Annotated in this window: 1 protein-coding gene (running past one end of the window); it reads left to right on the top strand. The window is 74.5% G+C overall.

Translation table 11 applies throughout. From position 1 onward, the window contains the following. Window positions 1-26,556, top strand: partial view of an Ig-like domain-containing protein gene (locus tag ACX9TP_RS28200; protein ID WP_482973726.1) — the 3' portion only. 5,472 nt of this gene lie to the left of the window's left edge; 26,556 of the gene's 32,028 nt are visible here — the last part of the coding sequence; the start codon falls outside the window, past its left edge; its stop codon occupies window positions 26,554-26,556.

Below are 26,556 nucleotides of genomic sequence, written 5' to 3'. Positions count from 1 at the left end.
ACGCTGACGCGGCCGGGCGCCGAGGTGCGCCGCACCGTGGTGCTGCGGCGTCCCACCAGCGGCGCGCCCGTGGCGCTGTCGGTGGTGGCTCGCGACAGGGCGGGCAATGCCTCCGTGTCCCAGCCCGTCTACGTAGACGTGCGCCTGGACGAGGCGCCGTCGCTGGCGCTGCTCTCGCTGCGCTCCAGCGTGGAGGACATCACCGGCCCGGAGCTGGCGAGCGGCTTCGTGCGCCTGCTCCAGGGGACGGACGCCTCGCTCCAGTTCGAGGCGAGGGATGACGTGGGCGTGGTCTCCATCGAGGCCACCTTCCGGGGCGAGGTCATCTTCAGCCAGGTGTTGTCGCCCGCGCCGGCCACCGCCGCCCGCCAGCTCACCTTCCGTCCGCCGGTGAGCCGCGACGGCGAGCCCTCCGTGCTGCTCCTCACCGTCACCGACACGTCCGGGCGGCAGGGGCGCGCCCGGCTCGTCGTCGAGGGCCGCCGCCCGCAGGCGCCCGAGCTGGCCATCTCCGTGCCCACCGCCGCCAACGCCACGCTGGCCGAGGGCAGCATCCAGCTCTACTTCCAGGCCATCGCCGGTGACGACACCGCCGTGGAGCGGGTGGAGCTGTTCATCAACGGCCAGCCCGCGCTGTCCGTGTCCGAGAAGGCCGCGCAGGGCATCCCCACGCTGGGAGACGCGCTCGGGGAGGACGACCTGCCCGTGGCGGTGGACCCGGCGGTGCGCGAGGCCGCGCGTGAGCTGAAGGAGCCCTTCCGCGACGTGACGCGACTGAAGACGTATGGCGGCCTGGTGCGCCTGCCGCCCGGCTTCGTGGCGTTGGAGCCGGAGCGCACGCAGACCACGCTCCAGCTGCGGGCGGTGGCCACGGACATCGAGGGCCACCAGTCCTCGTACGAGCGCGTGGTGGTGGTGGTGCGGGACACCACCGCGCCGGTGGCCGAGGTGGTGCGGCCGACGCTGGGCCGGGACGTGGTGGAGAAGACGCCCGTGCTGGTGGAGGTGGTGGCGCACGACAACGTCTTCGTGGACCGGGTGGAGGTGCTCGCGGGCCCCAGCCTGGAGGCGCTCCAGGTGGTGCACGTCGCGGGCGGCTTCCCCGCGGAGAACGCGGTGCCGGGCTCCGACTTCGACGTGTACGCGCCGCCGGTGCGCTACGAGGTGGTCATGCCGCCGCTGGCCCAGCTGGGCATGGCGGACAGCGCGCCGTACTTCGTGGCCACGCGCGCCCGGGACGTGAGCGGCCGGTGGAGCACGCTCTACCTCCAGCCCATCGACGTGGTGCGAGACCGCGAGCCCGCGGTGGCCATCATCTCCCCGCCCAACGGCAGGGCCGTGGTGGAGGGCAGCCCCGTTACGGTGACGGTGGCGGCCGAGGACGACGTGGCCCTGCAGGCCGTGGAGCTGATGGTGAACGACGCGCCGCAGCCGCTGGTGCTGCGCATGCCGCCCTTCGCCTTCCAGGTGCCGGTGCCGCAAGGGAGCGGGACGCTCGAGCTCCAGGCGTCGGCGGTGGACTCGTTCGGGCATCGCGTCAACAGCCAGGTGGTGCTGCTGCCGGTGGTGGCGGATCAGGCGCCCACCGTGGCGCTCGCTCAGCCGCGCCAGGGCGACACGCTGACGGAGGGCCGCGACTTCGGCCTCGTCGTGGCCGCGCAGGACGACGTGGCCATCTCCTGGGTGGAGGTGCTCGTCGAGGGAGGCGCGAGCGGGACGCTGCGGTACACGGGCACCACGCGCCCCTTCACCTTCCGCGTGCCGCTGCCGTACGGCTCCGCCGGGCGCACGCTCACCGTGCGCACCCGCGCGCGGGACTCGCTGGGCAAGGAGGCCGTGGCCCCGGTGGTGACGCTGCCGGTGGTGGCGGACACGAAGCCGCCGGACGTGGCCTTCCTGTCGCCAGCGAACAACTCCGAAGTCGTCGAGGGCATGCGGCTGGAGGTGGAGGCGCGCGCGGACGACAACGTGGGCGTGGCCAGCGTGGTGTACCGCCTCGCGGGCAGCACCGAGCCCCTCGCCACCATGCCGGTGGCGCCCTACCGGTTCAGCTACCGGGTGCCGAAGAGCGCCCGGGGCACGACGCTCACCTTCATCGCCGAGGCGACGGACACCTCCGGCCTGAAGTTCCAGCGGCAGGTCTCCGTGCGGGCGGTGGAGGACGCGCCTCCCGTGGTGTCGCTCCAGGCCCCCGCGCAGGTGGTGGCCGGGCTGAAGCGCCGCTTCAAGGTGACGGCGGAGGACGGCGTCGGCGTGGCCCAGGTGTCGCTGCACCTGGGCACGGGCGAGACGCCGCCCGAGGTGATGCGCCGCTTCGTGCTGCCGTACGACTTCGACTTCGAGGTGCCCGCGGCGTGGGTGGACACCACCGTCACCGCGCGGGCGAAGGCGGTGGACGTCGCGGGGCAGGAGGACTGGTCGGCGCCGGTGCAGGTGCGGGTGGTGAAGGACCAGCCGCCGGTGGTGGCCATCAAGAAGCCGGTGCCCGGCACCAACGTCTTCGACGGACAGCCGATGCGCATCCAGGCCGAGGCCACGGACCCCGATGGCGGCATCGTCCGGGTGGCGTTCCTGGTGGACGGCAAGCGCGTGGACACGGCCCTGGTGCCCGCCGGCATTCCCGGCGCGCCGGCCGTGTACGTGGGCACCTTCGTCGCGCCCGTGGGCAGCGGCAACCGCCTGTTCGAGCTCACGGCGGTGGCCGTGGACACCGCGGGCCAGGAGACAGTCTCCGCGCCGGTGCAGGTGGGCACCGTGCGCGACACCGTGCCTCCCGAGGTGGAGCTGGTGGACCCGCCCGAGCGAGACCTCGTCACCGAGGGGGAGCTCGTCACGCTGTCGGCCGCCGCCGTGGACAACTCCGGCGTGAAGTCCACCGAGTTCTGGGTGGACGGCCTGCTGCTGGGCAGCACCACCGTCAGCCACCCGGGGCCCGCGAACCGGCCGCTGTACTCGCTGTCGTGGCTGGCGCCGAGCGGCCGCGCGGGCGAGCTCGTCACCGTCCACGCCGAGGCCACGGACGCCTCCGACAACCGGGCGCGCTCGCAGGGGGTGAAGGTGGAGCTGGGCCTGCGGCCCTCGGCCACCCTGCAGCCCATCTCCGGCGCGGCGCGCCTGGGGCCGGTGGCGGCGCGCGCCGACGGCCGCCTGGCCGTGGGCGGGAGCCTGGAGCAGGGCGGTGGCGCGCTGGCCTTCGCGCAGGCGTCGCTGGGGGACAATCCGCTGCTGGGCCTGGGCGTGGTGCCGCTGGACTCGGAGCCCGTGGCCGTCGCCTTCTCCGGGACGCGCGCGCTGGTGACGACGCCGCACCGGCTCAAGGGCAACGGGGTCTTCGTGCCGCCCCTGCTGTCGGTGGTGGACGTGGAGCCGCGCGTGCTGCGCGGCAGCGTGGACCTGCCCGGCAACGACGTGGGCGGCGTGGCGGCGCGCGACAGGGTGGCCTTCGTGGCCAACGGCGCCGCGGGCGTGGCGGTGGTGGACATCGGCGACCCGGCGGCGCCCCAGCGCATCCTCACGCTGCCGGTGGTGGGCGAGGCCCGGGACGTCTTCATCTCCGGTGACTTGCTGCTGGTGGCCGCGGGCCCCGCGGGCCTGCGCGTGCTGGACCTGAAGCACCCGCGGCTGAAGGAGAAGGGCTTCGTGGCGGTGCCCGGCGGGGCGCGCGCGGTGTCCGCCGTGGGCAGCCGCGCCTTCGTGGCGTGCGACGGCGCCAGCGCGCAGCTCGCGGTGGTGGACCTGACGCAGCCCGCGCAGCCCCGGCTCCTGTCGCTGCTGCCGCACACTCCCGGCCGCAAGGACTTGCTGGCCACGGGGCTGGGGGCGGTGAGCGCCTCCGGCAACCTGGTGCTGGGCGCCACGCAGCTCACGGACCAGGACGCGCAGCCGGTGAAGGGCATGCTGTCGGTGTCCATCGTCAAGCCGGAGGGCGGGGCCCGCACGCTGGTGCGCGCCAACCTGCCGGCCGGCTCCCACGTGGCCCACGCGGCCGGCGGCGCGGTGGCGACGCTGGGCGGGCATTTGGCCCACTTCGCGCTCCAGCGGCTGGTGGTGACGTCCGTGCAGCCCGCGGACGGGGAGCGGCAGGTACCCGTGGCCGCGCCGGAGCTCGCCCTCCAGGTGGAGCTGTCCACCGCGCCGTCGGCCGCCAGCATCGGGCCGGGCACGGTGGTGCTGCGCGCGGCGGACGCGCTGCTGGGGCCGCAGGTGCCCGTCACCGTGGCAGTCGAAGGACGCCTGCTGCGCGTCGTGCCCCAGCGCCCGCTGGCCGTGGGCATGGACTACTTCCTCGCGGTGGGCCCGGAGCTGGCCACCTCCACGGGGCTGACGCTGGGCGAGACGTTCCGCTCGCGCTTCAGCACGCGCGCGGCCGCGCACACGCCGCCGGCCGTGGCCGAGGTGCAGCCCGCGTCGGGGCCGCTGGACGGCGGCACGGCCGTCACCGTGTTCGGCGCCGGCTTCAGCCAGGGCGCCCGGGTGTACTTCTCCGGCGCCGAGGCCACCGAGGTGGTGGTGGCCGGTGACGGCAGCAGCCTCACGGCCCGCACGCCGCCGCAGCTCGAGGGCGCGGCCACCGTCACCGTGGTCAACCCGGACGGGCTCGAGGGCGCCCTCTACGGCGGCTTCATCTACCTCAAGGTCCTGGAGCTCCAGTTCGTGGTGCCCTCCACGGGAAGGCTGGAGGGCGGCAACACGGTGGAGCTGTCCGGCGGGGGCTTCCAGCGCGGCGCCACGGTGACGGTGGGCGGCCAGCCCGCGACCCAGGTGCGGGTGCTGTCTCCGGGCCGGCTGACGGCCCGGGTGCCGCCGGGGCCCTTCGGTCCCGCGGACGTGGCGGTGCGCAACCCGGACGGGCGGCGCGTGGTGGCGGCGGGGGCGTACCTCTACACGGACCTGACGGTGTCCACGGTGCTGGGGCGGTACGACCCGGAGCAGGACGGCCCCATCCGCCCCGCGCACCGGATGCCCAGGCTGGCGCCGCTGAAGGTGACGCTGTCCGGCAAGAAGGCCTGGGTGCTGTCGCCCGCGCAGGTGGACATATCCGCGAAGGAGCCGGTGGAGCTGCTCCAGGACAGCGTGCACGGCGCGCTGTCACTGGTGGACGTGAGCGACGCAGCGGGCGCGTTCCTGACGGGCGGCGTGTCGCTGCCCCCGCCGTACGAGCCGGCGGCCCTCGCGGTGCGGGGGACGCGGGCCTACGTGGCCGCCAACGCCGAGGACCTGCCCTTCGTGGACGTGGTGGGGGAGGGCGGCCCGTCGCTGCTCGTCATCGACGCGGCCACGCCGACGGCGCCCGTGCTGGTGACGGCGGTGCCCGGCGTGGGGAAGGCGAGTGGCCTGGCCCTCGCGGGAGACCTGGCGCTGATGGCGGCGGGGCCGGGGGGCGTGGCGCTCTACTCGCTGGTGGAGCCGGACCGGCCGGTGCTGCTGGGTGCGGTGACGCGCTTCCGCTTCAACGGCACGCAGCAGGAGCCGTCCATCCTGGACGTGCAGGTGTCCGGCCGCTACGCGGTGCTGCTGGCCGAGCTCGGCTCCGAGCGCCGGCTGCTGGTGGCGGACCTGTCGCTGCCGGCCATGCCGGTGGTGGGCGAGCTGGCCACGGCCGCGGGCGACGTGGCGCTCTTCTCACGCCGCGGGCTGACCGTGGCGGAGCAGGCCCTGCGCACGCTGTCGCTGGTGCCCGTCACCCGGCCGCGCGAGGTGGCCCCGGTGACGCCGCTGGTGGGCGGCATGCGCTTCGCGGGTGGCGCGCTCGGGCCCCAGGTGGGCGCGCTGGCGGGCTCCGGCGGCTCGGCGCTGGTGCAGGTGCTCGTCGCGTCGGACCCTTCGCGGCCCGTCTCCGTGGACGCGGTGGATCTGTACCCCGCGGCGAAGCTGTCCGACGTGGCGGTGGAGGGTGACGTGGTGGTGGCCACCGTGAAGACGACGGTGGCGCCGTCGCCGGGCGCGCCCCCGGCGCTGGATGCGCTCGCGGTGGTGGGGCTGCCCTTCCCGGTGGTGACGGGAAGCGTGCCGGAGGATGGCGCGGAGGCGTTCCCGGTGGGCACGTCCCTCCAGGCCTTCCTGAGCCGGCCGGTGTCGGACGTGAGCGCCACCACGGTGCGGCTGTTCCAGGTGGACGGCACCGCCCAGGGCGCGCCCGTCCCGGCCACGCTGGAGGTCCAGGGCACCACGGTGACGCTGACGCCCGCGCAGCCGCTGGAGCGGAGCAGGACGTACCAGCTGCGCATCGAGGGCCTCCACGCGCAGGTGGACGGCGCGCCCATGCCGGGCGCCTTCCTCGCGGAGTTCACCACCGCGTCCGACGTGACGGCGGTGCCGGTGGGCTTCACGCGAGTCACGCCGCGCCAGGGCCCCGCGGCGGGACGGGTGGACGTGACGCTGGAGGGCAACGGCTTCAGCTCGACGATGGAGGTGCGCATCAACGGCGCGCCGGCCACGGTGAAGTCCGTGGCTCCGGGCGGCATGAGCGCCGTGGTGGAGACGCCGCCGAGCATCGCCGGCCCCGCCACCGTCAGCATCATCGGGCGTGGTGGCAGCCGCGTGGACGCCATCGGCGCCTATCTGTACGTGGACCCGCTCCAGCTCACCGCGGTGTCGCCGCCGCGCGGCCCCACGTCGGGGGGCACGCGGGTGCTCATCTCCGGCAGGGGCTTCGCGCCGGACGGGGCGGTGCGCGTGCGCTTCGGCAACGCGGATGCGGTCCAGGTCCGCGTGCTGGGCACGGGCCTCATCCAGGCGTACACGCCCAACGGGCTGCGCGGCCCGGTGGACGTCACCGTCACCAACCCGGACGGCACCACGGCCACGCTGGCGCGGGCCTTCACCTTCGACCAGCCGGCCGGCGCGTCGGTGGCGCTGGGCGCGGCGCTGCGCGACGTGGTGGTGGTGGGCGACCTGGCCTACGTGGTGGGCGACTCGGGGCTGGAGGTGGTGGACATCTCCGGCCTGCACCGCTTCGGGCCGCACGTGGGCGAGCCGATTGCCCCGGACCGCCGGGGCGACCTGGTGGACGAGAACGGCGACCGCGTGGATGACCGCCGCGTGGCGCACCTGGACCTGCCGGGCGAGGCCACCTCCATCAGCCATCCGCCCTCGGGGGGAGACCTGATGTACGTGGGCCTCATCTCCCGGCGCGGCTCCAATGGAGCCCCCATCGAGGGCGCGGTGGCCCGGGTGGACGTGGACAGGCCGGACCAGCCCCGGCTGCTGGCCGTGACGCCCTCGGGCGCGCACGGTGTCTTCGGCGTGGACGCGCGCGGAGACCGGCTGCTGGCGGCGGCGGCGGCCAGCGGCCTGCGGGCCTTCGACACCTCCGTGGAGGTCTTCCCCGTGCACACCCAGGAGGTGCTCCCCGGGGTGCAGGCGGTGGGCGTCTGGGAGGGGCAGGCGGCGCTGGGCGTCGGGCCTCGCGGCGCGGATGACCGCGTGGCGACGGGCAGTCTCCAGCTGTGGTCCGTGGAAGGCGCGCCCGCGTTGCTGGGCGTGCTTCCGGACATCGCCGTGCAGCGCGTGCGCCTGCGGCGGGAGCTGGCCGTGGTGGCGGCGGGAGCCGAGGGCCTGGTGCTGGTGGACGTGTCGCAGCTTCCGCCGCGGCGCCTCGCCTCGGTGGACGTGAAGGGCTTCGCCTCGGACGTGCGGCTCTCGGGAGACGTGGCCTACGTGGCCGCCGGGGCCGCGGGCGTCGCGGTGGTGGACCTGAGCGACGCGCTGGCGCCGCGGCTGCTCCACCACGTCATCGGCATGCAGGGCGGCGACGCCCGCACGGTGGCGGTGGGCGGTGGGCGGCTGCTGAGCCTGAGGGACCGTGGACCGCGCGGCTGGTCGCTGGAGCTGGGCCCCGCGGCGGAGCTGTCCGTCACGGGCGCCAGCGTGGCCTCGGGCGAGGTCGTCCCGCGAGATTTGGATTCCGTCACCGTCTTCTTCTCGGCGGCGTTCAATCCGGCCACGGCGCCGGAGGCCTTCGCCTTCACGGCGGACGGCCTGCCCGTCGCCGGCACGCTGGAGGCGGGGGGCGAGGGCGACCTGCGCAGCACCATCGTCTTCCGGCTCGCGGAGCCGCTGCCTTCGGGCGCCGCGCTGCGCGTCTCCGTCTCCCAGGCGCTGAAGACGCCGGACGGCCACGCGCTCATCGCGCCCTACACGCTGGACTTCCAGGCGGCGGTCGGCGTCGGAGTGCGGCCGGTGCTGTCGCAGGTGGTGCCGCGCGTGGGCTCCATCGCGGGTGGCAACGTGGTGGAGGTGCTGGGCGCGTCCTTCGAGCCGGGCGCGAGCGTGCGCATCGGCGGGGCCGAGGCGGACGTGCTGGCCGCGTCCTCGACGCGCCTCACGGTGGAGATTCCTCCGGGCGCGGTGGGGCTGGCGGACGTGGAGGTGGTGCAGCCGTCGGGACTCTCCGTGCGCCGGCCGGGCGGCTACCTGTACGTGGCGCCGCTCTTCGCGCACTCGGCCACGCCGCGCTTCCTCAACCCCCGGGGCGGCAGCACCGTGCGCGTCACCGGCGAGGGCTTCCTTCCGTGGTGGGCGGATGCGCTGGGCTCCACCCGGGTGCTGGTGCGCGGCCTGCCCGCGTCCGGTGTGCACGTGGTGTCCTTCAACGAGCTGACGGCGGTGGCGCCGCCGGGCTCGTTCGGCGCGGCCGAGGTGTCGGTGGTGTCTCCCGACGGCATCTCCCGCGTCACCGCGCCGAGCCCCGTGGGCTACGGCCTGCCGTTCTCCGGTGAGGAGCGCGCCGTGTCGGTGCGTCCGCGCGCGCTGTTCGTCAACCCGGAGCAGCCGCTGCAGGTGTTCGCCGCGGCGGGCGCCGGTGGCAACGGCAACCGCTTCGACCAGCCGTACCTGGGCGCCATCACCGGCCAGGGCGTCATCCCCGAGTCGTTCCGCGCCGTGGTGTACGACGCGACGCTGGCGGGCCGGCCGCGCACCTCGGGCGCGCAGGTCGTCGACGCGCCGGACGCGCTGGTGGACCGCTACTTCGCGCTGCGGATGGGCTACCTGCGCGACGAGCCGCTGCCGGACATCGAAATCATGCCCGACTCGCTGGACGTGGCGGCGAGGGACGGCCGGCTGTACGTGGCCAACGGCCTGAGCGGCCTCGCGGTGCTGGACGCGACGGACACGCTGGGGTTGCCGCTGCTCGGCCGGGCCTCGCTGGGCGGGGGCGTGGATGGCCTGCACGCCACCCGCGTGCTGCCCACGCCGACGGGCGCCTGGGTGCTGGGCACCGAGCTCACGATGAGCCTGGAGGGCCGCTGCCCGGGGACGCCCGCGGCCTACGGCTCGGGCGGCGGGGTGATGCTCTTCGACACGCGCACCGCGAATGACCCGGTGCGCATCGGCGCGCTCCCGCTCGCGGAGGACGTGTTCGGCGCGGCGCTGGCGCGGGGCCGCGCGTTCGTGGTGACGGGCCGGCACGAGGGCCTCTACTTCTGCCCGCCCGAGCCGTATGACCCGATGAAGCTGCCGCCGCCTCCGGAGACGTCCGTCACGGGGACGGCTTCGGGTGAGCAGGCTCGCGCCATTCCCGGCGAGCCGCCCTCGGGCAGCCTGCTCGTGTACGGCTCCGCGCGTCCGGGCGCCTTGGTGGAAGCGTCGCTCACGTTCCCGTACTCGCTCACGGACGTGGTGGTGGTGCGCGACGTGGCCATTGTCGCGGCCGCCGAGTACGGCCTCATCTTCGTGGACGTGGCCGACCCGGCCCATCCCCGGAAGCTCGACGCGGCCAGCATCCCCTTCGACGGCACGCTGTCCAACAAGCCGGGCCACCCGCAGCGCCTGCGGCTGCTGGGAGACCTGCTCTTCGTCTCCGCGGCCGACGGTGGCGTGGTGCTGGTGGACGTGTCGGAGCCGCGCGCGCCGAAGCTGGTGAGCGGCGGCAACCCGGAGCCGGCGTGGGACTCGGCGGCGGTGCAGGACCGGCTCCTGCTGGCCAGCCGGGACCGCTTGACGGAGCTGTCCGTGCCCTTCCTCTACGTGACGGGCTACGCGCCCGCGCGGGAGTCGCTGGTGGCGCCCGAGGGCGTGGAGCTGGTGGTCCGGTTCAACCGGCCGCTGGCCGCCTCCAGCTTCACGGACGCGAGCGTCCGGCTGCTCGGCGCGGATGACGAGGCCGTGGACGTGGACCTGGAGGTCTCCGGCTCCACGCTGGTGGTGCGTCCGGAGTCCGCGCTGGCGGCGAACCAGGCGTACCGGCTGGAGGTGGACTCGCGGGTGACGGACCAGCGCGGCGGTGCGCTGCTGGTGCCGCTGAGCCTCGGCTTCCGGACGGGCGCGGTGGGCAGCCGGCTGCCCGCGCTCGTGTCCGTGGCGCCCTCCGCGGCCTCGCGCGCGGGAGGCACGGTGCTGACGGTGGCGGGGCAGCGCCTCGGTGGCGTGGCCCAGGTGCGCGTGGGCGGGCAGCCCGCCAGCTTCCAGGTCATCTCCGAGACGGAGCTGCGCGTCACCGCGCCCGCCATGGCCGAGGCCGGCCCCGCGGACCTGGAGGTGGTGGACCAGGGCGGGCCCACGGCGGTGCTGCCGTCGTCCGTGCTGTACCTGGACCCGCTGGAGGGTGCGGGCGCAGCGCTGTCTCCGGACCACGGGCCGGTGGAGGGCGGGACGCGCGTGCAGCTGGCCGTCTCGGGGCAGGCGCTGGCGCCGGGGACGAAGGTGCGCATCGGCGGCAGGGACGCGGTGGACGTGGACATCCAGGACCTGGCGTCGCTGAGCTTCACGACGCCCGCGGTGGATGACGCCACGCTGGCGCCGGTGGAGCTGGTGCGGCCCGGCGAGGAGCCGGTGCGGGTGGGCCTGTTCTCCTACGACATGCCGGTAGGCACCACGCTGGACCTGCCGGGCTTCCCGCCGAGGGTGGCGTCGGAGCTGCGCCTGTCCGGGGACACGCTGTACGTGGGCGTCTCCAACAGCGGCTACGAGGGGTTGGAGCTGTTCGACGTGAAGATTGAAGAGCGGCCCATCCGCCTGGGCGGAGTCCGCACCGAGCGGCCCGTGCGCGGCCTGGACGTGTCCGGCGCGCTGGCGTACCTGGCGACGGATGAGCTGGGGCTGGTCGTCGTCGACGTGTCCGACGCCGGGTTCCCCTTCATCGCGGACCGGGCGGTGACGTACGGCCGGGCGACGGGCGTGCGGCTGGAGGGCGCGGACGCCTACGTGTCCGTGACGGACCCCGGGAGCAGCGCGGGCGCCATCCAGCGCTTCCACGCGGCGGGGCCCCAGCTGTCGCCTCCCGAGTCCGTCGTGCTGGACGCGGATGCGCTGGCGCTGGACCTGGGCCCGGACCGCTTCTACACGCTGACGTCGCAGGTGGTGGGCGGCTCGGGCTCCGGCCTGGCGCTCACGCTGTACACCCGCGCGGGCACGCGGGTGGGGCGCGTGACGGTGCTGCCGGGAACGCGGCCCTATGAGGAACTCGTGCGCAGCCGCCTGGCGGTGCGCGGGGGCCGCGCGTACGTCAGCGTGGGCACGAAGCTCTACGTCTTCGACCTGAGCGACGAGTCCGCGCCGCGCGTGCTCCAGTCCACGGACCTGGGCTCGCCAGTGCTGGGGCTGACTTTCGCGGGCGGGGCGCTGCTGGCCGCCACGGAGGGTGATGCGACGGTCATCGAGATTCCGCCCACGGACCTGCTCGCCGTGGAGCTGGACCCGCCCCAGGGTGGGCTGGCGCCGCCGGGCACGCTCATCCAGGCGCGCCTCACGCTGCCGGTGTCGCCGGAGTCGGTGACGCCGCAGACGTTCGAGGTGCAGGCCAATGACGGCACCGGCTGGCGCGTGGTGGAGGGCTCGCGCGAGGTGGTGTTCGCCGTGCGCGGCTCCACGCTCGTCTTCCAGCCGACCGTCCCGTTCCGTCCGGGCGACGAGGTGCGGGTGGACCTGTCCACGGGCATCAAGGCGTTCGACACGCGGCCGCTCGCCGCTCCGGTCCACTCCACCTTCCACGTCACGGGCGCGGATGCGCTGAAGCCCTTCATCACCCGCCTGGAGCCGGCGTCCGGCCTGTCCAACGCGCACACCACGCTGCTGCTCACGGGCGCGGGCTTCCGCGCCGCCACGTCCGTCCGGGTGGGCGGCCAGGCGGCGGCGGTGGAGTGGCTGGCGGACGACACGCTGCGCGTGACGGTGCCTCCCTCCGTGGGGGCCGCCGCGGGGCCGGCGCTGGTGGAGGTCATCGACACGCCGTCGGGGCTGCGCGACGCGCGGCTGGGCGGCTTCCTCTACCGCGAGCCGCTGCGCCTGCTCTCGCTGTCGTCCAACCAGTCGCCCCAGCAGGGCGGCAAGGACATCCTCGTCACCGGCAAGGGCTTCGTGCCCGGGCTGGCCGTGCGCTTCGACACCACGCCGTCCTTCGACGTGCGCGTGCTGTCCATGGAGCAGGCGGTGGTGCGCGTGCCTCCGCACGCGGCGGGGCTGGTGGACGTCACGACGACGCTGCCGGGCCAGTCCTCCGTGCTGACCCGCTCGTTCATCTACGGCGCGGGCGCGGTGTCGCGGCTGCCCACGCCGCCGGTGGCGCAGGTGCTGGTGGACCAGGGCGTGGCCTACGCGGCGCTGGGCGGCGAGACCGCCATCGTCGGCGCCGACGGCACCGTGTACGAGGCGTCGAGGGCCACGTCCTCGGGCGGGCTGCTCATCGCCCGCCTGTCGGAGCTGCCCACCATCACCGAGGTGAAGACGCTCACCGTTCCGGTGTCGGGCGGCGTGCGGCGGCTGGCCAAGGCCGGCAGCCGCGTCTACCTGGCCGCGGGCGCGGCGGGCGTGAAGGTGGTGGAGGTGTCGCAGGTGGACGCGCCCGTGGTGACGACCACGCTGGGCGTCACCACGGCGGCGCGGGACGTGCTGGTGCGGGACGACCTGCTCTTCGTCGCGGACGGCGCGGGCGTCTCCGTGTACCGGCTGGGTGAGACGGCCGCACCGCTGCCGGTGGGCCGCCACGCGGTGTCCGGCGGCGCGAGCGCGCTGGCCACCTGGGGGCCATATCTATTGGTGGCGGACGGCAACGAGAGCGCGCCGAAGCTGCACGTGCTGGACGCGCGCAAGGGAGGGCTGCCGCAGGTGGGCACCTTCCCGCTGTCCGCGCCCGCGCTGCACCTCACGGCGAGCGGCACGCGCGCCTACGCGTCGCTGGGCCGGGCGAAGCAGGTGGCGGTGGTGGAGCTGGTGGACCCGGCGAATCCCGCCCCGGCCGGCCAGCTGGTGCTGACGGATGCGCAGGGGCGCACGTGGATGTCCGCGGAGCAGACGTGGGTGTCCGGCGGCGTGGCCTACGTGGCGGCGGGTGGCGGCAAGGTGCAGCGCTTCGCGGTGCCGGTGGGCCTGCCGCCGTACGCGCTGGAGCGCGCCCAGGTGGTGGGCGATGCGCGGACGCTGGCCTTCGCCGACAACTACCTCCTGGTGGGCACGCTGCTGCTGGACGTGAATGGCCGGTCGGTGGAGCTGCCGCTGGAGCAGGCCTCGGACCAGGTCGGCACGCTGGCGGGCACGCTGGCCGCCGTGGCGCTGGACCACCTGGAGCTGGTGGGCACCACGCCCGCCGACGGCGACACCGTGGCGCCGGGCGAGCCCGTGCGCGTGCACCTGTCGGAGCTGCCGGACCTCAACACGGCGGACGCCATCACGCTGACGCGGGATGACGGCGCGAACACGCCGGTGGCGGTGTCGCGGCGGGTGATGGCCACGACGGAGGGCGCGGACGTGGTGCTGGAGCCGTACGCGCCGCTGGCCACGTCGACGGCGCACCGGCTGCGCATCGGCCAGGACCTGGCCAACCTGGAGGGCGGCAAGCTGGGCGTGGACGTGGACGTCCGCTTCCGCACGGCCACCTCGGCGAGCGCGGAGCGTCCCGTGGTTTCCCGCGTGGAGCCGGCCTTCGGCCTGGAGGCGGGTGGCGACACCGTCACCGTCCGGGGCGAGCACTTCGTGGCCGGGTGCACCGTGGCCTTCGGCGGCACGCCGGCCCTGGTGACGTCGGTGGCCGCGGACGGGCGCTCCATCACCGTGCAGGTGCCTCCGGGCACCGCCGGTCCCGTCTCCGTGGAGGTGGTGAACGTGGGCGGCCTGTCCGCCCTTCGCCTGGGCGCGTACCGCTACCTGTCGCCTCCGGCCATCACCTCGCTGACGCCGGAGTCGGCTCCGTTCAACAGCGGAGAGCTCGTCACGGTGCGCGGGCAGGGCCTCTTCGGTGGCTCGCAGGTGACGTTCGGCGGCGTGCCGGCGGCCAGCGTGGAGTTGCTGTCGGCGGAGGAGCTGCGGGTGGGGGTGCCGGGCAACATCACGGGCCCGGTGGACGTGCGCGTCTCCACCCCGGCGCCGGGCGGTCCGGTGAGCGCGGTGCGGGCAGGAGGCTTCACCTTCACCCTGCAGCCGCTGGTGACGTACGGCCAGGGAGCCGAGGCGCTGGCCCGGGTGGGCTCCGCGCTGCTGATGGCGGACAACGGCCGGCTGGTGGCGGTGGACCTGTCCATTCCGGAGAGCCCGGACCGGCTGGGCGACGTGCCGGGCGTGCCGTACGCCACGGCGCTGGCCGTCAGCGGGGACGTGGCCTACCTGGCGGGTGCGGGCGTGCTGGTGCGATACGAGGTGGGCGCCTGCGGCTCCGCGCCTCGCCTGCCGTGCGAGCTGCGCGAGCAGGAGCGGATTGCGCTGTCTCCCGGTGACGTGGTGCCCTCCTCCATCGTCGCGACGCCGGGCTCGGCCTATGTGGCCATCGGCGGCGGCAACGAGGTGACGCTGCTCGGCCAGGTCGAGGGTGCGTTCCAGGTGGTGGCCCGCGCGTACCTGTCGGGCGGCAACATCCGCGCGATGGAGCGCATCCGCGGGGCGCTGGCCGTCCTGGTGGACGCGGGGTCCACGACGCGGCTGGAGCTGCGCAGCTTCGACGACGCGGCGCTGACGCTGCTGGGCGAGGTGGACGGGCTGCCGGACGGCGCCTGGTCGCTGGCGACCGAGGGCAACCGACTGCTGCTGGGCCTGGGCCACCAGGCTCGCCTGGTGGACGCGACGGAGCCGCACGCCCCGGTGGTGGTGGGCAGCTTCGCGTCCGCCAGCACCAGCAATGACCTGCTCGCGGTGTCGCTGTCCGGCCCGTGGGCGTGGCTGGGCGGAGACGAGCGGCTGTCGTGGGTGGACACCACGGACGGCATGGTGGAGCGCACGTGGGCGCCGGTGCTGCCGTCCTCGGGGCAGCGGGTGCTGGTGGCCGCGGGCGTCGCGGCCGTGTCCAGCCCGTCGGAGCTGCGCCTGTTCCACCTGCCGTATCCGGTGACGGTGGGCTCCACGCCGGTGTCGGGCGGGGCGCTGCCTCCGGGGGGCACCGTGTCCGTCGCGGTGTCGCCGCTGCTGCCGCAGGCCCTGGCCACCAGCAGCACGCTGGCGCTGTGGCAGGGCTCCACGTCGGTGGCGGGTACACCCTCCAACACGGGCTTCACGGTGGGCTTCACGCCGTCGTTCGAGCTCGAGGCCGGTACGGTGTACACGGCCCAGGTGTCCCTGGCCGCGACGTCGGCCGTGGGCGGCGGACTGCGCGCTCCGTGGCGCTTCCCGCTGGTGGGCGGTGTGGCGGACACCCTGATGCGGGTGGATGCAATCACTCCGGACCATGGTGGGCCCGGCGGAGACCTGCTGGTGGACCTCACCGGCGCCAACCTCCAGGCCGTGTCCGAAGTCACGTTCGGCGGGCGGCCCGCGCCGCTTCAGCAGGCCCCCACCGCCACGCTGCTGCGCGTGCGCGCGCCGGCCGTGCAGGTGGCCGGCCCCGTCACCGTCGAGCTGCGCACGGGGGCGGGTGAGCGGCTCCAGGTGCCGGGGGGCTTCGTCTACGTGGCGCCGCTCCAGGTGACCGGCCTGTCTCCGTCGCGCCTCCCGCTGGAGGGCGGCTGGGTGTCCCTCACCGGTACCGGCTTCACGCGCGGCATCACCGTCGAGGTGGACGGAGTGACGGTGCCCTCGGCGGCGACCAGCGACACGGCGCTGTCGTTCCGGGTGCCGGCCGGCGCGGCGGGCTACGTGACGGTGACGCTGTCGCAGCCCGGCACCGCCCCGGTGGTGCTGACCCACGCCGTGAGGCGCGCGGACACGGAGCCTCCGGCGGTGGTGTCGTGGCAGCCGGTGGAGGTGGCGCAGGGCGGGAGCAACGTGCCGCTCGACAGCGTGTTCGCGGTGCGCTTCAACGAGCCCATCGCTCCGGAGAGCGCCACGCTGGCGCGGCTCGAGCGGACGGCCACGGGCGTGACGGAGGCCTCCACGGTGACGGTGGACGCGGATGGCCTCGGCCTCACGCTGGTGCCCTCGTCGCCGCTGCCGCCCACGACGTCCTACCGCCTCTCCGTGGTGGGCATCACCGACGTGGGCGGCAACGCGCTGCCCTCCAGCTCGGCGGCGCAGCGGACCTTCCGCACGGTGGACACGGTGCCGCCGTCGGTGAGCCTGGTGCGGCGCGTGTCGGGACGGCCGGTGGAGACGGGCGACCTCTTCACCGTGCAGGTGGACCACGTGTTCGACGTGACGGCGGAGGACGACTCGCGGAGCCTGCGCGCCCTCACCCTCACGGTGGACGGTGTCCCGGTTCCGAGCTCGGGCAACGGCTTCACGTACCAGTGGCCGCTGGCACGGGCCGGGGACACGTCGCGGCTGGTCGCCGTGGCGGAGGACTCCGCGGGCAACATGACGGAGTACGCGGTGACGGTGCAGGTGGTGAACGACGTGCCGCCCGCGGTGTCCATCACCGTGCCGGCCACGGCGCACCTGACCCTGGAGGAAGGCGCGCCGCTGAGCGTCACCATCTCCGCGACGGACAACACCCGCCTGAGCAGCCTGGAGCTGCGGCTGGACGGCCAGTCCGAGAAGCGCGTCACCGGCCTCAATACCGCGAGCGCCACGCTGACGCATCAGCTGCGCATGGCGCCCGTGGGCTCGGCGCCGGTGGACCGCGTGCTCACCGCGCTGGCCATGGACGAGGGCAAACTGCCGGGTGTCTCCGCGCCCGTGACGCTCACGGTGACGCCGGACGTCACCGCGCCGCAGGTGGCCTTCACGTCGCCCCAGGCGGACGTGCGGGTGGTGTCCGGAAGCAGCGTGATGCTGGCGGTGGACGCGGCGGACTACAACCCCGTGCGCTCCGTGGTCTTCACGGTGGATGGCGTGGAGCAGGAGCCGATGACGTTGTCGCCGTGGGTGCTGCGCTGGAGCGCGCCGACGGTGACGCAGAGCCGGCAGGTCGTCGTGTCGGTCCGCGCCAGGGATGCGCGCGGAAACACCGGCACGGCCACGCGGACGCTCACGGTGGAGCCCGCGGACGTGCCACGTGTGAGCTTCGCCGCCCCGGGCTCGGGCGAGACGTACACCGAGGGCGCCGCGCTGCCGGTGAGCCTCGTGGTCGCGAGCCGGGGCGGTGCGCACCGCGTGCGCCTGTCGCTCGACGGCCAGGAAGTGGTGCTCACGGGCGAGCCGTGGAGCCACACCTTCACCGCGCCCTCGGTGGGCGTGGAGGGCGGCTACGCGCAGCTGAGCGCCGTCGCGGAGGACGCGTCGGGACAGCAGGGCCCCGTGTCACGGCGGCAGGTCCACGTCGTGGACAGCGGCCTGCCCGCGCCGACGGTGTCGGTGACGGCGTCGCCGGAGGGACCGGTGTTCGTGGGCGGCTCGACGGTGACGGCGCGAGTGGCCGCCACCGATGCGACGCTCACCACGTACCAGCTGCACATGGGTGGCGTGGCCCTGCCCGCCACGCCCGCCGGGGACTTCGTGCTTCCGACGAGTCCGGAGGGCGCACAGGTGCGCCTGGCCGCGCTGGCCTCCGGCCTGGGTGGCACCGCGTCCGCCGAGCTGAGCGGGACGCTGGCCCTCTTCGCGAGCGGAGCCCCGACGCTCCACACGCTGTCCGGCGTGGAGCCGGCGGTGGACCTGGCGCTCCAGGGTGAGCGACTGGCGGTGCTGCGGAGCAACGGTGGCGGTCGTGGCGCGGTGGAGCTGTATGACCGCCTGGATGCCGCCGCCGGGCCGAGGAGGGCGCTGGAGGGCTCGCCCATCGCCGTGGCCTTCGCGGCGGACCGCGTGGCCGTGGCGCTGAGCGTCGAAGGGGAGGGCGCGCTGGAGTTGCTCTCCGCGTCCGACTTGTCGCCCGTGGCTCGGGTGGCCCTGCGCCGCGTGCCCGTCGCCGTGGCGGGCTTCCGGGGCGGTGTGGTGGTCGGCTCCGATGAGGGCCTGGAGGTGCGCTCGCGCGAGGGTGCGCTGGCCGCGCGCCTGACGCTGGGCCCGGTGGCCGCGCTCGCTACCCGGGGTGACACGGCGTACGCGGTGGTGGGTGGCCGCGTGGTGGTGGTGGACCTGTCGGTGCCTCCGGCGCCGCGCGTGGTGGCCTCGGCCGAGGCGACGGGCGCGGTGGCGGTGACGGCGCCTGGCGCGGACCGGGTGTGCGCGGCGGGCGCGGAGCTGCGCTGCTTCACGCTGGCCGGCACCGTGCTGACGCCGGGCGAGGCGCGGGAGCTGTCGCCGGCGGCGGTGTCCGTCCAGGCGGTGGGCCCGTGGCTGATGGTGGGGAGCGACGCCGGGCTGACGGTGATGGATGCGCGGGAGACGCCGCGCTCGGCGGGTGTGTTCCCGGCGGTGAAGGGCCGCGCGGTGGCGGCGGCGGGCACGGTGTTCGCGGCGAGGGGCCTGGAGCTGTCACGGCTGGGCCTGGGGCGTGGGCCGGGCGTTCCGCTCGTCTCGCTGGAGCTGCCCGCGACGGCGGCTCCGGGCGCGCGGCTGGCGCTGGTGGCCTCGGTGGTGGATGAGGCCGAGCCGCTCAACGCGTACACGGCCGAGTTGCTGGTGGATGGCCGCGTGGTGGAGGTGCTGGACGATGCGCTGCCCGCCTCGGTGGACCTGCCGCTGACGGGCGCCTCCGCGCAGGTGACGCTGCGGGTGCGGGACCTGGCCGGCAACGTGGGACTGGCGCAGCGGACGGTGACGCTGACGGATGACGGCGCGGGCCCGGCGCTGCTGGCGCTGGAGCTGCCCTCCGAAGTGCTGGAGGGCACGGCGCTGGCGGTGCGTCCGGTGGCCGTGGACCCGGCGCGCGTGGCCTCCGTGGAGGTGACGTTGGAAGGGCAGGCACCCGTCGCCTTCACCGCGCCCGCCTGGGCCGGTGTGCTGCGTGCGCCCTCCGTGAGCGCGGACACGCAGGTCACCGTGACGGCGGTGGCGGTGGATGCGCAGGGCCGTCGTGGCGCGGCGGTGCAGGCGCAGGTGTGGATCCGCGACGACGCGGGCTCCGCACCCGTCGTTTCCTCCGTGGAGCGCCAGGGCACGGGCCCCATCCTGGAGGGCTCGCGCGTGGCGGTGCTCGCGACCACGTCGCCGTCTGCCGTGCGCGAGGTGCGCTTCCGGGTGGACGGCGTGGAGCAGCAGCGCGTGGCAGTGGCGCCCTACTCGGCGTCGCTGTGGATGCCTCGGGGCGTGGGCTCCCGGAGCGTGATGGTGGAGGCGGTGGCGGTGGACGCGCGGGGCCGCGAGTCGGCGCCCGTGGGCCTGTCCCTGCTGGTGGTGGACGACCTGACCGAGCCCACGCTGTCGCTCGTGCTGGAGCCCGCCGGGTTCGACCGCATCGCCGCGGGCTCGTGGCTGAGCTCCACGGCCACGGTGACGGACACGGCGGGAACGCCGCGCGTGACGCAGTCACTGCTGCGCAACGGGGTCGAGGTGGCCACGGGCGGCGTGGTGCTGCGCTACCGGGTCCCCGAGTCCACGCCGGCCGGGACGGAGCTGCGCCTGGTGGCGACGGCGACCGACGGCGCGGGCAATGTCCGGACGCAGCAGCGGAGCTGGACGGTGCTGGCTCCGGCGGCGCCTTCCGCCGGGACGCTGGTGGCGGGAGCATTCGTCGGCGCGGAGCAGCTCGCGGTGGGCGGGGACACGGTGTACGCCCGCACCGCGACGGGCTTCGCGGTGGGCATGCTGGGCCGGGGCGCGACGCCCTCGCTCACCCACGTGGGGACGTACTCCGCGGCCCGCCGTCCGCTGTCCATGGCGGTCTCGGGGCGCGTGGTGCTGCTGGCCTACGGCGCGGCGGGCGTGGACGTCATCGACGTCTCGACGCCGGCCAACCCCGTGAAGGTGGGGCACGCGAGCGGAGACCTGGGCCGGCTGGCGTCCTACGCCGGGCGCGTCTATGCAACGCACGCGACGCACGGCTACCTGTACGTCATCAACGTGGACGACCCGTCCCGTCCGTCCGTGGCCCTGCTCAACGGCTACCAGGGCCGGGTGCTGTCCGCGCACGTGGATGGCATCGTCTACCAGGATGGCGGCTGGCTCCTCACGCACTACCGCCCCCCGAGCCAGCCCACCGGCGCGTACGAGACGCGCAGTCAGTGGCTGGGCAATACGGCGACGTTGCTGGCCGAGCGCGACACCGGCGTGGTGGTGCTCGCGGACGCCGGGCTGCGCCTCTACAACGCGAACCTCGACCTCGAGGCGACGCTGAGCCTGCCCGCGCCGGGCCGGGCGATGCGGATGGTGGATGGCCGCGTCTACGTGCTGGGCACGGACGGCCGGCTGCGCGTGGTGGATGTGCGCGAGCAGCACAACGCGGCCGTGGTGGCGTCGGAGCCGCTGGACGGCACCGACCTGCTCCTCTCCGGTGGGGTGATGCTGGTAGCCACCCCGGCGGGCGTGGAGTTGCGCCGCATGCCGGTGCCTCCGGCCGAGGTGGCGCAGGTGGCCACCGCGACGCAGCCGCTGGCGTCGCCGCCCATGGGGCTGACGGCGTACCGCGGAGGTGTCCTGGCCGCCGCGGGCACCGCGGGGCTCGCGAACCTCGAGCTGTCCCTGCCCGGGCGGTTCCTGTCGCGCGCCAGCAATGTGAACATCACCGACGCGCGGCAGGTGGAGCGCGTGGGGCGGACCGTCTACTTCCTCACGGGGACGTCGCTGCGGGAGGCGTATGAGCAGCCCGACGGCTCGCTCGCGTACGCGTCCAACTCCGGCAACAACGTGTACCTCGACCAGCTCGGCGCGCTGACGCGCTTCCACGTCGCCTCGCGCAGGCTGTGGGCACTGGGAGGCGGCCGGGTGTCCACCGCCACGCTGCCCGGCTCCGAGGCGCGCGCGTCGCTCCTGATGGCGGGTGGCGCGGTGGACGTGTCGGGTGACGAGCGCCGCGCGGCTGTGGCGCACGGCGCGGGTGGCTGGAGCCTGGTGGGCGTGGAGTCCTCCGGTGAGCTGCGCCGGCTGGCGACCTTCGTGGGAACGGCCGCGAACGCGGTGGCGCTGGAGGGCGGCCTGCTGGTGACGGGCAATGCCCAGGGCTTCACCACCTGGCAGGTGGACGGCGCCGAGGCCGTGGCCCGGGTGCAGGTGACAACAGCGGGGCCGGTGGTGCGGGCGCGGCTCCACGGCCGGCTCGCGGTGCTGAGCGAGGCGAGCGGTGGCGTGCAGCTCTTCGACGTCACCGACGCGGACGCGCCCGTGCACGTGGCCACCTTCCCGGCGGACCGCGCGGACGATGCGGTCATCAGTGGTGGCGACGTGGTGGTGGCGGACGCCTTCAACGGCGTGCTGCGCTTCCCGCTGCCCGCCACGGCGGCGGTGCCGACGGTGAGCATCGTGGCGCCGGCGGACGGCTTCGAGGTGCGTGCGAATGGCGCCTTCCACCTCGCGGGCGTCACCTCCGGCGCGTCCGTGGACTCGGTGGAGCTGCTGCTGAACGGCCAGGAGATGGGGCCGCTCGACGACGAGGACTCGCGCGCCATCCTCCCGGTGCCCGTGGGCGTCAGCCCGGGGAGCGAGTGGCAGGTCCAGCTCCGGGCGCGTGCTGGCAACGGCACTGTCGCCCTGTCGCGCCCCGTGCGCGTCCGCGTGGCGCCGTTCGAGGGTGCGGCTCCCTCCATCGCCATCGCCCACCCCGGGCCCAGCTGGACGCTGCCCTCGGGCGCGCGGACCGAGGTGCAGGTGTCGCTGGAGAACGCCGTGGCTCCGGCCCGGTGGACGGTGCGGTACGGCGACCGCGTGCTGGGCGAGCAGCGCGTCACGCCCGGCGACAGCTACCCCCTCCAGTCCGTCACGCTGCCGCTGGTGGCGAGCACGGAGTCGGGCACCCTCCACGTCGAGCTCGTCGACGGGGCGGGCCGCACGGCCTCCGCGTCCGTTCCCATCACCCTCTCCGTGCCCCCGGAGTTCCATGACCTGCCGTGGGGGCTCCCGGATGCGGTGCGGGTGCGGCCGTACGTCAACTGCGTCACCGGTGCCTACTACTACCCCAACGGCCCCTACACGCTGTCCCTGCGAGTGGATGGCGGGGAGGTGGCCTCCACGGAGAACCTGTCCCAGAACTACTCGACGTCGTACGTGTCCCACTGCTTCGAGCTGCCCGAGTCGCGCCTCGGGGAGATGCTCACCCTGTCGCTGGTGGTGACGGACCCCGCGGGTCGCTCCATCCACACGACGCAGACGTACGACATTCGCGCAGACGGGGACCCGCCCGAGGTCGCCTTCTGGGACGAGTCGCGGCCCCCCAGCAGCGCGCGTGAGGGCGACGTCGTCCAGGTGTCGGTGCAGGGGTATGACAACAACGGGGACCTGACCTCGCTGCGCCTGCTGGCCAATGGGGTGGAGGTCGTCTCGACCAGTGACGGCTGGCTGGAGACGACCTACACCCTGCCGCTGCGCAGCGTGGCGACGGAGGTGGTCTTCACCGCCATCGCGCGTGACAGCCGGGGCAGTGAGACGCGTCAGACGCGGACGGTGGCGCTGATGCCCAACGCGCCGCCGGAGGTCTTCGTCGAGCCCACGGTCTACGAGCTCGTCAGCGGATATCCGGAGCGACTCTGCGCCACGGCGTCGGATGCGGCCGGGGTGTCGCGGCTGGAGCTGCGCCTGGGGGGCACGCTGCTGGAGACCGAGCCCGAATCCTGCTGGTTCCAACACTGCGTCCGGCGGTGCGCCAACGTCACCATGCCGGAGGGCGCGCAGCTGGTCTTCACCGCGACGGCGGCGGACGCGCTGAACGCGGAGTCCATGGCGACGTGGACCTACACCCTCCACGCCAACCAGCCGCCCACGGTGGCGCTGTCGCGGCTGGACTACCTGGTGGCGGGACGCCCGGTGTCGGTGCAGGGCACGGTGCAGGACGAGCGGATGCCGCTGGCTTGGTCCGAGTTCCAGCTGTCGGGCGTGCCCGTGGCGCCGCGTGTCGAGAACGGGGACTGGCAGGCGTATGCCACCTTCACCCCGGTGGCGACGGGGCCGGCGGTGCTGTCGCTGGAGGTCATGGACCGCGCGGGTGCGGGCGCCTCGGACGCGTGGAATGTGGAGGTGCTGCCGGCGGGCACGGGCTCGACGTGTGACGTGCCGATGCCGCTGAAGCTGGGAGAGACGTGGCTGCCGATCGGTGACGCCTCCGACGCACCCCAGGAATGCGGGTGGGGCACGCGCGGCCAGTGGGTCGCGCTGCCCTTCGACGGCCCCGTGGAGCAGCTCACGTTCTACTCCCAGGACTTCGTGAGCGTGCGGGATGGGTGTGACCAGCCGCAGCAGCTGTGCTCGTCCGGCACGCTGACGGTGGGCCCGCTGTCCGCGAACGCCCGCCTGTTCCTGCGCAACTGGTACTACTCGGGCGAACAGACAATCGTGCTCACCAGCGCGCGCCTGGGCCTTGGCGCGAAGTGCGAGCCTTCCTCGCCGGTCTTCGTCTGTGGCCAGGGCGCCTGCGTGCCGGCGGAGGAGGGCGTCCACCGGTGCAGCGCTCGGGAGTGCAGCGATGGCCTCGACAACGATGGCGATGGCCGCATCGACCACCCCGAGGAGCCCGGCTGCGAGTCGCCCGCCGACACGAGCGAGGAGGACCCGCCGGTGGCGCCGGCCTGCGCCAACGGCGTGGATGACGACGCCGATGGTCGCTCGGACTACCCGGCGGACCCGGGCTGCGCGAGCGCGGCGTCCTCGGCCGAGAGCGGCGATGGAGAGACGTGCGCCGCTCCGGCCGAGCTGACCGGAGTGGTGACGCACGTGCCGCTGGCGGGTGCGAGCTCCGACGCCCACCTGTCGTGCACGTCGGGGAACCTCCCCGACCGGCTGGTGGCCTTCCGGATGCCTGGCGAGGGCTCCTTCCAGTTCAGCGCCGCGAACGCCCACCTGGCGCTGCGCAGCGGCTGCGGCGCGTCCGGCGAGGAGCTGTCGTGCTCCTCCGCGTGGATTCCCGAGAACCCGAACGAGGGTTCTCCGGGCTCCATCTGGCGCAGCTTCACGCCGGGCGTCTACCACCTCGTGGTCAGCGGCCCGCGCGACGCGACGCTGCGCGTGGAGGGGCAGCTGAACGAGGGCTCCATCTGCGACCCGGCCCAGCCGTGGTTCCGGTGCGGCCCCTCGAGCACGTGCCTCCCGACGGACGGAGAGATGCGCTGCAGGGTGGCGGCGTGCCAGGACGGCTGGGACAACAACGAGGACGGCCGCGCGGACTTCCCGAATGACCCCGGCTGCTCCAGCCCGGGTGACGACAGCGAGGACGTCGGTCCCGAATTGCCCGAGTGCTCCAACGGCGTGGATGATGACGGCGACGGCTACTTCGACTGGCCGGAGGACCCGGGCTGCGGCTCCGCGGCGGGGCAGTACGAGAGCAACGGCGACGGTGAGAGCTGCGCCAGTCCGGCCGAGTGGGTGGGCGAGACGACCTACGTGTCGCTGGCAGACGCCACGGACGAGGAGACGCTCTCCTGCGGCACCGCGAATCCGGACCGCGTCTTCGGCATCCGGATGCCGGGCGACGGGCGCCTCGACGTGGAGGCGACCTACGCCACCGTGGAGCTCCGAAGCACCTGCCACTCGAACTGGTACATGAACTGCGGTTCGAACGGAGTCAGCCAGGGCGGCGGAGGCGACGGCGGCACGGACGGTGGCACCGATGGCGGTTCGGACGGTGGCACCGATGGCGGTTCGGACGGTGGCACCGATGGCGGTTCGGACGGTGGCACCGGCCCCACGCCGTACCCCGGCAGTGTGTCGTCGTGGGTGGGCAGGGGCACGTACTACGTGGTCGTCAACGGCGCGGAGGACGCGGTGCTCAAGGTGGGCGGCGTGCTCTACCAGGGCTCGACGTGCGACCCGGCCCGGCCCTGGTTCGCCTGCGACACGGGGACGACGTGCCGGACGGTGGGCGAGGAGACGCGCTGCCTGAGGGAGGCCTGCCAGGACGGGCTGGACGGCGACGGCGATGGCCGCACGGACTACCCCGAGGACCCGGGCTGCGAGTCTCCCGAGGATGTGGACGAGACCGACCCGGGGGTCGCCCCCGCGTGCGGGAATGGCCTCGATGACGACGGCGACGGTTTCGCGGACTACGCGGAGGACCCGGGCTGTGCGAGCGCCGCGGGCCAGACGGAGAACGGCGAAGGCGAGAGCTGTGCGGATCCGCTGAAGCCCACCGCGGCCTCGTCGGAGGTGCCGCTGTCCACCTCGAGGGACGACGCGCCGGTGTGCTGTGGCCCGGATCGCGTCTTCGGCATCCGCATGCCGGGACCGGGGAGCTTCCAGGTCTCGGCTCCCGGGGCCATGCTCATGCTGCGTGAGATTTGCGGCTTCGAGAACAACTGGGTGACGTACGGGGACAATCAGCTCGAGCTGTCCTATCTCTCTGCGCGCAACTACTTCCTGCTGCTGAGCGGAGCGTCGGACACCACGCTCCAGCTCTCCGGGCAGCTCGAACCGAATGCCACCTGCGACCTGGCGCAGCCCTGGTTCACGTGCTCGCCGGGGCAGAACTGCCGGCAGCTCGGCGAAGAGGTCCGGTGCGCGCCGAACCGCTGCGGGGACGGCTACGACAACGATGGGGACGGGCGGGTGGACTACCCGGCTGAGCCGGGCTGTGACTCCGCGGATGACGACGACGAGACGGACCCGGCGACGCCGCCAGCCTGCTCGAATGGCGTGGACGATGACGGCGATGGGCTGACGGACTTCCCGGCCGACCCGCACTGCCAGGCCGCGAGCAACACCCACGAGCTGCCGGTGTGTGGGAACGGCCTGGACGACGACGGCGATGGCCACGCCGACTGGCCGGCGGACACGGGCTGCTCGGCGGAGGAAGGGGGCAACGAAGCGTTCTGCTCCACGCCTGCCTCGGGGCTGATTCCCAGGGCCCTGCCGGCCAGCGTCGCGGGGAGCACGGCGGGCCAGCCCAACAACTTCACCGCCACCTGCGGCAGCCAGGCGCGCTCACCCGACCGGGTCTACGAGTGGGTGGCGCCCGCGGCGGGGTACTACCGGGTCGAGACGACCCAGGCCAGCTACGACACGGTGCTCCATGTGAGGGACCTCACGTGTGGCGGCCCCCAGCTCGCCTGCAACGACAACTTCGGCTCCGGAGGCCTGTCGCAGGTGTGGGTGGAGCTGCGGGCACGCCAGGCCATCGCCGTCATCGTGGACGGCTATGGCACCAGCCAGTCCGGAACCTACACGCTGGGCATCTGGAAGCAGGACGAGCTGGGACTCTGTACTGGTGGCGCGGACGAGGACGGCGACGGCGCCGTCGACTGCGAAGACTGGGACTGCGTGGCGGACGTGGCCTGCCAGCAGACGCCGGGAGACGGACCGTGA

Source organism: Pyxidicoccus sp. M15 (genome assembly GCF_056858435.1).
This window is presented reverse-complemented; position numbering and strand designations above follow the sequence as displayed.